This is a genomic window from Mesorhizobium sp. P3_A2 (genome assembly GCF_056403115.1).
This window is the reverse complement of record NZ_JBFUGC010000034.1, coordinates 1-5,793: the sequence shown is the minus strand read 5'-3', so window position 1 is coordinate 5,793 and position 5,793 is coordinate 1. Positions and strand designations below refer to the sequence as shown.

Sequence of the window (5,793 nt, the reverse complement as noted above, 5' to 3'; positions counted from 1 at the left end):
CTTGCGGACCGTGTTCCGCGACACATGCAGTTCGCGGCAAATCCGCTTGAGCGACCATCCTTGCACATGGAAGGCGCGCAGAACCCGGGCAATCGTATCCACCGACTTCATCCCCACACCATGCGCTCGCCACGACGAGCTGATGGTCGCAAATCAAAGCATCAGGGGGGTCAAAATTGGACGCCGATTCCCCGGCTTATGGGGTCAATTTTGCACGCCGATTCACAGTCGATTGGTAATCGTGAAATCACGGGGCTCCTCAAACTACTTGAGGCACGAGTGCTGCGGTTTACCGCCGCCGCTCTTGCTTTCTGCGGCGAGGCAGTGCCGGCAATAATCGATGCCGGATTCCTGGTGTCTGCGGGATTTGAAAAGGTAGGCTCCGACAGCGCGGATCAGCTAACAGAGATAACATTCGATCCAGTTCGCAATGAGTTCGGAATCCAGGACCCCTTATGTGGTTGGGTACGAACGGATCGGGAGGCTCTCGGGCTCTACAAGCCTGAGCTAGGCACCATTTTCGCACACCTCATCGGCGACAGCCTCCGCTCGTATTCGGGGGGGTCATGGCGCTTGGAAGTGAGGCCGTTTGGCATATTGGTTCGGCTTACATAGGTAGGCGACCGAAGCCGACAGAAATTTGGTTCTCAAGAAGGCTCCAAGATCAGTCGTTTACCAATGTCTCGCCGACCAGCTTGACCGGCATCGGGCTGCCGATCATCGGCTGGTACTGACCTCAACTGTCTTGCAGTCGATCCCCTTATTTCCCAAGACTACAGTTGTCCCGATCTCCGACGTGTTGGCTTGGCAATCGTCGAGAATTGATTTTGCAATACTAGACGCCAGACTGGACGGGCGGATCAGGCCACCGATCACGCAGACTGTTTTCCTTTCAGACGACGACGGCTGCCTGTACATACACGGACAACCGTTCATGTCCTTTCACGGCGCCGCTCTGACGAGCGCGGTAACATCCTGGTAACATTGGAAGAGGCAGAAGTGCCGATGTCGCCAAGCGACCTCTCACATGTTACCGGCATGAAGAACGGTAACATTCGCAGACTGCTTCATGCGATGGCAAAGGCCGGAGAAGTGCAGAAATCCGGGCGCGGCCGGTACATTCATCCCAAAAACGCTGTCTAAAAACCTTGTTCTGCCCAACCCCGGTAACATCGGTAACAAGGTAACATTCGATGGTTTTTCACTTTGGCTGAGACGCCCAATGTTACCTTGTTACCGTTGTTACCGAGGCCTGCCGCCAGGACGGAATAACACCGTGGCTCGACCACTGAACTTTAGACAGGATGGACGGTTCGAGCCTCGAGCCCCTTCTGGCCGTGGGCGTATCGGACAATCACCTTTTGTCCCTCGTCCAGCTTGGTCATGCCAGAGCGGGTCAAAGTCGAGGCGTGAACGAATACATCCTTGCCGCCGCTTTCAAGGCCGATGAAACCGAACCCTTTGTCCGGATTGTACCATTTCACGGCGCCGGCGCTCTCCTGATCTCCTTCGTTTGTTCCAGTAGTTTCCGGCCGAGTTGGGACTCCGGTGCTGGGCGGGCGCTCAGCGCCGCCGGTGACAATCAGCACTCGCGCAACCTGCGGCCCTTTTGGGCCAGCCTCGGTTCTAACCTTAAGCCGCATCCCCTCGGAGACGTGGTCACATCCGGCAGCTTCCAGTTTGCTAACGTGCAGGTAGGCATCCGAGCCATCCCCCAACTTGACGAATCCAAAGCCCTTCTGCTCGTTGAACCATAACACCTCGGCATCAACGGCAGGCACGGCTATTTCGGTTGGGCGCTGGAAATAGCTGGGCCCCCGACCGGAATCATCGGGGTGGTCGCTGTCGAACCGGGGGCGCCGCGGCTCGCGATGATCTCGATATTTGCCCATTCTCGTACCCGCTAGCAGGAAAGGTGAAAGAATATCATCCAGACACTCCGTGATCAATGTGTTGTGGCCTCCATGGAGGTCGGTTGATCGGCCGCCTAGCAGCGTCGCACACTTGCGTGATCGTGCGGGTCCGCACGAAAAAGCGCAGCGATTACAGAAACATACCTCCCGTGATATGATCCGAAGATCGCAGGTCCGTCCGACCGGTGCCACCTGCAGGTAGAGGAAATCCGATGCAGACGGGAACCAACCATCATGAAGTCGATCCTTCCCCCCCCCGCTACAGACGCCCGCCCCGGCAAGTGCCCCAACACCTTTGCATTCGCCTGACCGCCCGGATCGCCCTCTTCGCCTGGTGGTGGAATACCGTCCTGCCGCGGCTCTGATCCCGTTCGCCAACAATGCGCGCACGCACTCGGATGCGCAGGTGGCGCAGATCGCGGCATCAATCCGTGAGTTCGGCTGGACGAACCCGATCCTGGTCGATGGTGAGAACGGCATCATCGCCGGCCACGGCCGCCTGCTCGCAGCGCGCAAGCTTGGCATGAAAGAGGTGCCGGTCATCGAGCTGGCCGGCCTAAGCAACAGCCAGAAGCGCGCCCTCGTCATTGCCGACAACAAGCTGGCGCTGAATGCCGGCTGGACAGCGAGACGCTCGGTCTCGAACTCGCGGATCTCGGTGAACTTGGTTTCGATCTGTCGCTGACCGGCTTCGATGAGATCGAGATAGCCGCGCTCACCAGCACGGCCAATCCCGGCCTGACCGATCCCGACGATGTTCCCGAGCTACCGGAGAAGCCGACCGCACTACCCGGCGATGTCTGGGCACTGGGCAGGCATCGGCTCCTCTGCGGCGATAGCACAAATGGCGATGACGTCGATCGCGTGCTTGCTGGTGTGAAACCGCACCTGCTGGACCCGCCGTTTGGCGTAGACTACGACCCGACCTGGCGGATGCGCCTGGGCATCCCGTCAGACGGTCTGGCCAAGGGGACAGTGCTCAACGATGATCGCTCGGACTGGCGCGAGGCCTGGGCACTCTTTCCTGGCGACGTGATGTACGTCTGGCACGCCGCCCTTCACTCGGCCTCGGTCGTCAACAGCCTCGAGGCCAGCGGGTTCGCGGTGCGTGCCCAGATCATCTGGGACAAGACGCGACTGGTCATCGGCCGCGGCGACTATCACTGGCAGCACGAGCCGGCCTGGTACGCGGTGCGAAAGGGCAAGAAGGGCCATTGGGCGGGGGATCGCAAGCAGACCACCGTCTGGGCCATTCCTCACCGCAAGTCCGAGACCGGCCACGGTACGCAAAAGCCGGTCGAATGTATGCGCCGCCCGATCGAAAACAACTCTTCGCCCGGCCAGGCCGTCTACGAGCCGTTCTGCGGTTCCGGCACCACGATCATTGCAGCCGAGATGACCGGCCGTTGTTGCCATGCCATCGAATTGTATCCGGCCTATGTCGATGTCGCTGTGCTGCGCTGGCAGGCCATTACGGGCAACGCAGCGGTTCTTGAGGGTGATGGCCGGAGCTTTGCCCATATTGCCGCCGAACGGGCTCGGGAGGCCGCCTGAGATGCCTCGGCCCGCTCACAAGTCAGACGAGGCCTCTCGACGCCAGGTCGAGGCGCTGGCGGGCTATGGCGTGCCTGAAACTGGGATTGCGGCCATGATAGGCGTCGATCCCAAAACGCTGCGCAAGCACTACCCCCATGAGCTGAAGATCGGCCACACCAAGGCCAATTCTGCGGTGGCGCAAAGCCTATTCCGCAAGGCGACCGGAGACGGGCCTCAGTCGGTTACGGCAGCAATCTTCTGGGCCAAAACCCGCATGGGCTGGAAAGAGACGATCATCAACGAGCATAGCGGGGAGCCAATCCATCAGATCAAGCGGATCATCATTGCGCCACCCGAGCGTGAAGAACTGAGAAAGCTTCCTGGCCTCGCAATCAACATGATGCCGGACTGGCCAAATGACGAAGCCTCATGAGTGACATCGAGGATTTCGGACCCCTGCCCCACGCATCCAAAGTCGAAGCGTTAGCGGGCTATGGCCTTGCAGCCGAGGACATCGCGTCCTCGAAATCGATGTCCGGGAGTTGGAGGCAGCCTACGCAAAGCAATTGGCCGGTGGTCAGATCAAGGCCAACGCTAAGGTTGCCGAGAGTCTGTACCGCAAGGCAATCGGCGAAGGGCGCGAAAGCGTCACTGCGGCGATCTTCTGGCTAAAGACACGCGCCCGCTGGAACGAGACGTCGGTTCATGAGATGGAGGGAAGGCTAGACACTTCAATAACCTTCGTCACCACCTACGAGGATCGTAAGCTCCCCTAACTCGTGCGCCGCGCTACCGCCCAGGACTTGAGCCGGAGGAATTGCACGGACCTTATTTGACAGTCCCGCGGCATGCCCACGCAACCGAAACGAACGAACGAGGCCCATCGGGACGCCCCGCCTCGTATGCGTCACGAACGGCCGCGTCTGCTTTGGCTCGCATGGTAGGATCCAAACCCGCTGCATACTTTCCAAGTGGCCCCTCTCCCGAAGTGATCGGACCCCAATAGTCATCGAACGAAGAATAATCCATCCGGATCAAAAGCTGGGTTTCCTCCACATCGTGGAGCCCTTCATCGATGAAGCTTTGCTTCATTTCATTCGGCTGCATCATAGGCTGGAAGCAGTATCGGCTTCGCAGTGCGCGCGCGTTTTCATCGAATACCGCTAGCGTGTCCAACATCATCCGCATGACGGGCATCCCGCCCAGATGATCCCACACCGCGGCGGCGACAACGCCCCCTGGCCGGACCACCCGCCGCATCTCTCCGATGGCCCGGTTTGCTTCGGGAACGAAATGCAAAACAAGCAGCGCTAGAGCTCGATCGAAGTATGCGTCGGGAAACGATAGCGAGGTCGCATCGCCCTGCTGAATGTGGATCCGCGGGTCTGTGTTGAGCCGGTTTGCCTCTTCGATGAAAACCGGCGAGAAATCTATCGCTGCAACTTCTCGCACATTAGCCGCTTGCGGGAGCGCGAACGTCAGGCTGCCCGTCCCACATCCAACGTCCAGGATCCGTTCACCGTCAGACAAACCGGCGAAATTGATAAATAGCGGTGCCAGCTGTTTGCTCCACCGGCCCATCAGCTGCTCATAGCCAGCGGCTTTTCCGACATTGAATGTGGACGTCACGAAAGCCTCCATGCGCGTTTAATGGAACTTGGTCGCGCAAAGATTATTGAAAGGCCTGCCTCTTGGATAGAGGCTGCTACCCAACGGCGATTTTCTGAAAAACAATGAGCTGAATCAGAGGTTTAACTTGCTAGAGCTTGCGTTGCGAGCACACTGCAAACGGTGGTTTGCAGTTTGAACACCCACCGGGGATTGAACCATGGAGAGCGCCGTTGCCTACTATCGCGTCTCGACCCAGAGGCAGGGTCCATCAGGCCTCGGCATCGACGCTCAACGAGCAGCCGTCACCCGCTTCGCCGAAACCGAAGGCATCGCGATCTTCCACGAGTTCACTGAGGTCGAGACAGGCAAGGGCTCCGATGCCCTGGACCGACGTCCACAGCTGGCAGCCGCCCTCGCTAAGGCGAGACAGGCAAGTCCGGTCATTGTTGCCAAGCTCGATCGACTGTCGCGTGACGTTGCCTTCATTGCTGGGCTTATGGTTCAGCGCGTCCCATTCATCGTCGCCGAACTCGGAGCCGATGCCGACCCTTTCATGCTGCACCTCTATGCGGCACTGGCCGAGAAAGAGCGACGTCTCATCTCGGAGCGCACCAAAGCCGCCCTCGCCTCTCGCAAGATGACCGGCAGGAAACTCGGCAATCCAACCAATTCCGCACAGGCGGCCGCCAAGGGGCGACAGATCTCGGTGGAGGGGCGACAGATCTCGGTGGAG

General features: G+C 59.3%; 8 protein-coding genes. 5 read left to right on the top strand and 3 right to left on the bottom strand.

What is annotated here, in order from left to right; translation table 11 throughout:
- On the bottom strand, nt 1-111 hold a 111-nt coding region (locus AC1DXM_RS31755; RefSeq protein WP_477239485.1), incomplete at its 3' end, for a helix-turn-helix domain-containing protein.
- Between the two features lie 1,184 nt (nt 112-1,295).
- Nucleotides 1,296-1,892 (bottom strand): cold-shock protein, encoded by a 597-nt coding sequence (locus tag AC1DXM_RS31750; protein ID WP_477239483.1) that lies wholly within the window; start codon nt 1,890-1,892, stop codon nt 1,296-1,298.
- 427 nt (nt 1,893-2,319) lie between these two features.
- Between AC1DXM_RS31750 and AC1DXM_RS31745 the strand changes: the two genes are divergently transcribed.
- The 4 genes from AC1DXM_RS31745 to AC1DXM_RS31730 all read left to right on the top strand — a co-directional run bounded on the left by AC1DXM_RS31745 (nt 2,320) and on the right by AC1DXM_RS31730 (nt 4,225).
- The gene (locus AC1DXM_RS31745; RefSeq protein WP_477239481.1) at nt 2,320-2,598 is read left to right on the top strand and encodes a ParB/Srx family N-terminal domain-containing protein; all 279 of its coding nucleotides are present in this window, start codon (nt 2,320-2,322) and stop codon (nt 2,596-2,598) included.
- 179 nt (nt 2,599-2,777) lie between these two features.
- Entirely contained in the window at nt 2,778-3,467 is a 690-nt protein-coding gene (locus AC1DXM_RS31740) for a DNA-methyltransferase (RefSeq protein WP_477239479.1), read from the top strand.
- Nucleotides 3,468-3,561: 94 nt separating this feature from the next.
- Nucleotides 3,562-3,882, top strand: a complete 321-nt coding sequence (locus tag AC1DXM_RS31735; RefSeq protein ID WP_477239477.1) for a hypothetical protein — start codon at nt 3,562-3,564, stop codon at nt 3,880-3,882.
- A 109-nt stretch (nt 3,883-3,991) separates the two neighbouring features.
- A complete protein-coding gene (locus AC1DXM_RS31730; protein ID WP_477239475.1) occupies nt 3,992-4,225 on the top strand; it encodes a hypothetical protein in 234 nt (77 codons plus the stop codon).
- A gap of 52 nt (nt 4,226-4,277) precedes the next feature.
- Here AC1DXM_RS31730 and AC1DXM_RS31725 read toward each other — a convergent pair whose 3' ends face one another.
- Nucleotides 4,278-5,078, bottom strand: coding sequence for a class I SAM-dependent methyltransferase (locus AC1DXM_RS31725; RefSeq protein ID WP_477239473.1), 801 nt, complete (start codon nt 5,076-5,078; stop codon nt 4,278-4,280).
- Between the two features lie 199 nt (nt 5,079-5,277).
- On the opposite strand from AC1DXM_RS31725, the gene AC1DXM_RS31720 reads away from it, so the two are divergent.
- The coding region (locus AC1DXM_RS31720; protein ID WP_477239471.1) for a recombinase family protein at nt 5,278-5,793 on the top strand (516 nt) is incomplete at its 3' end.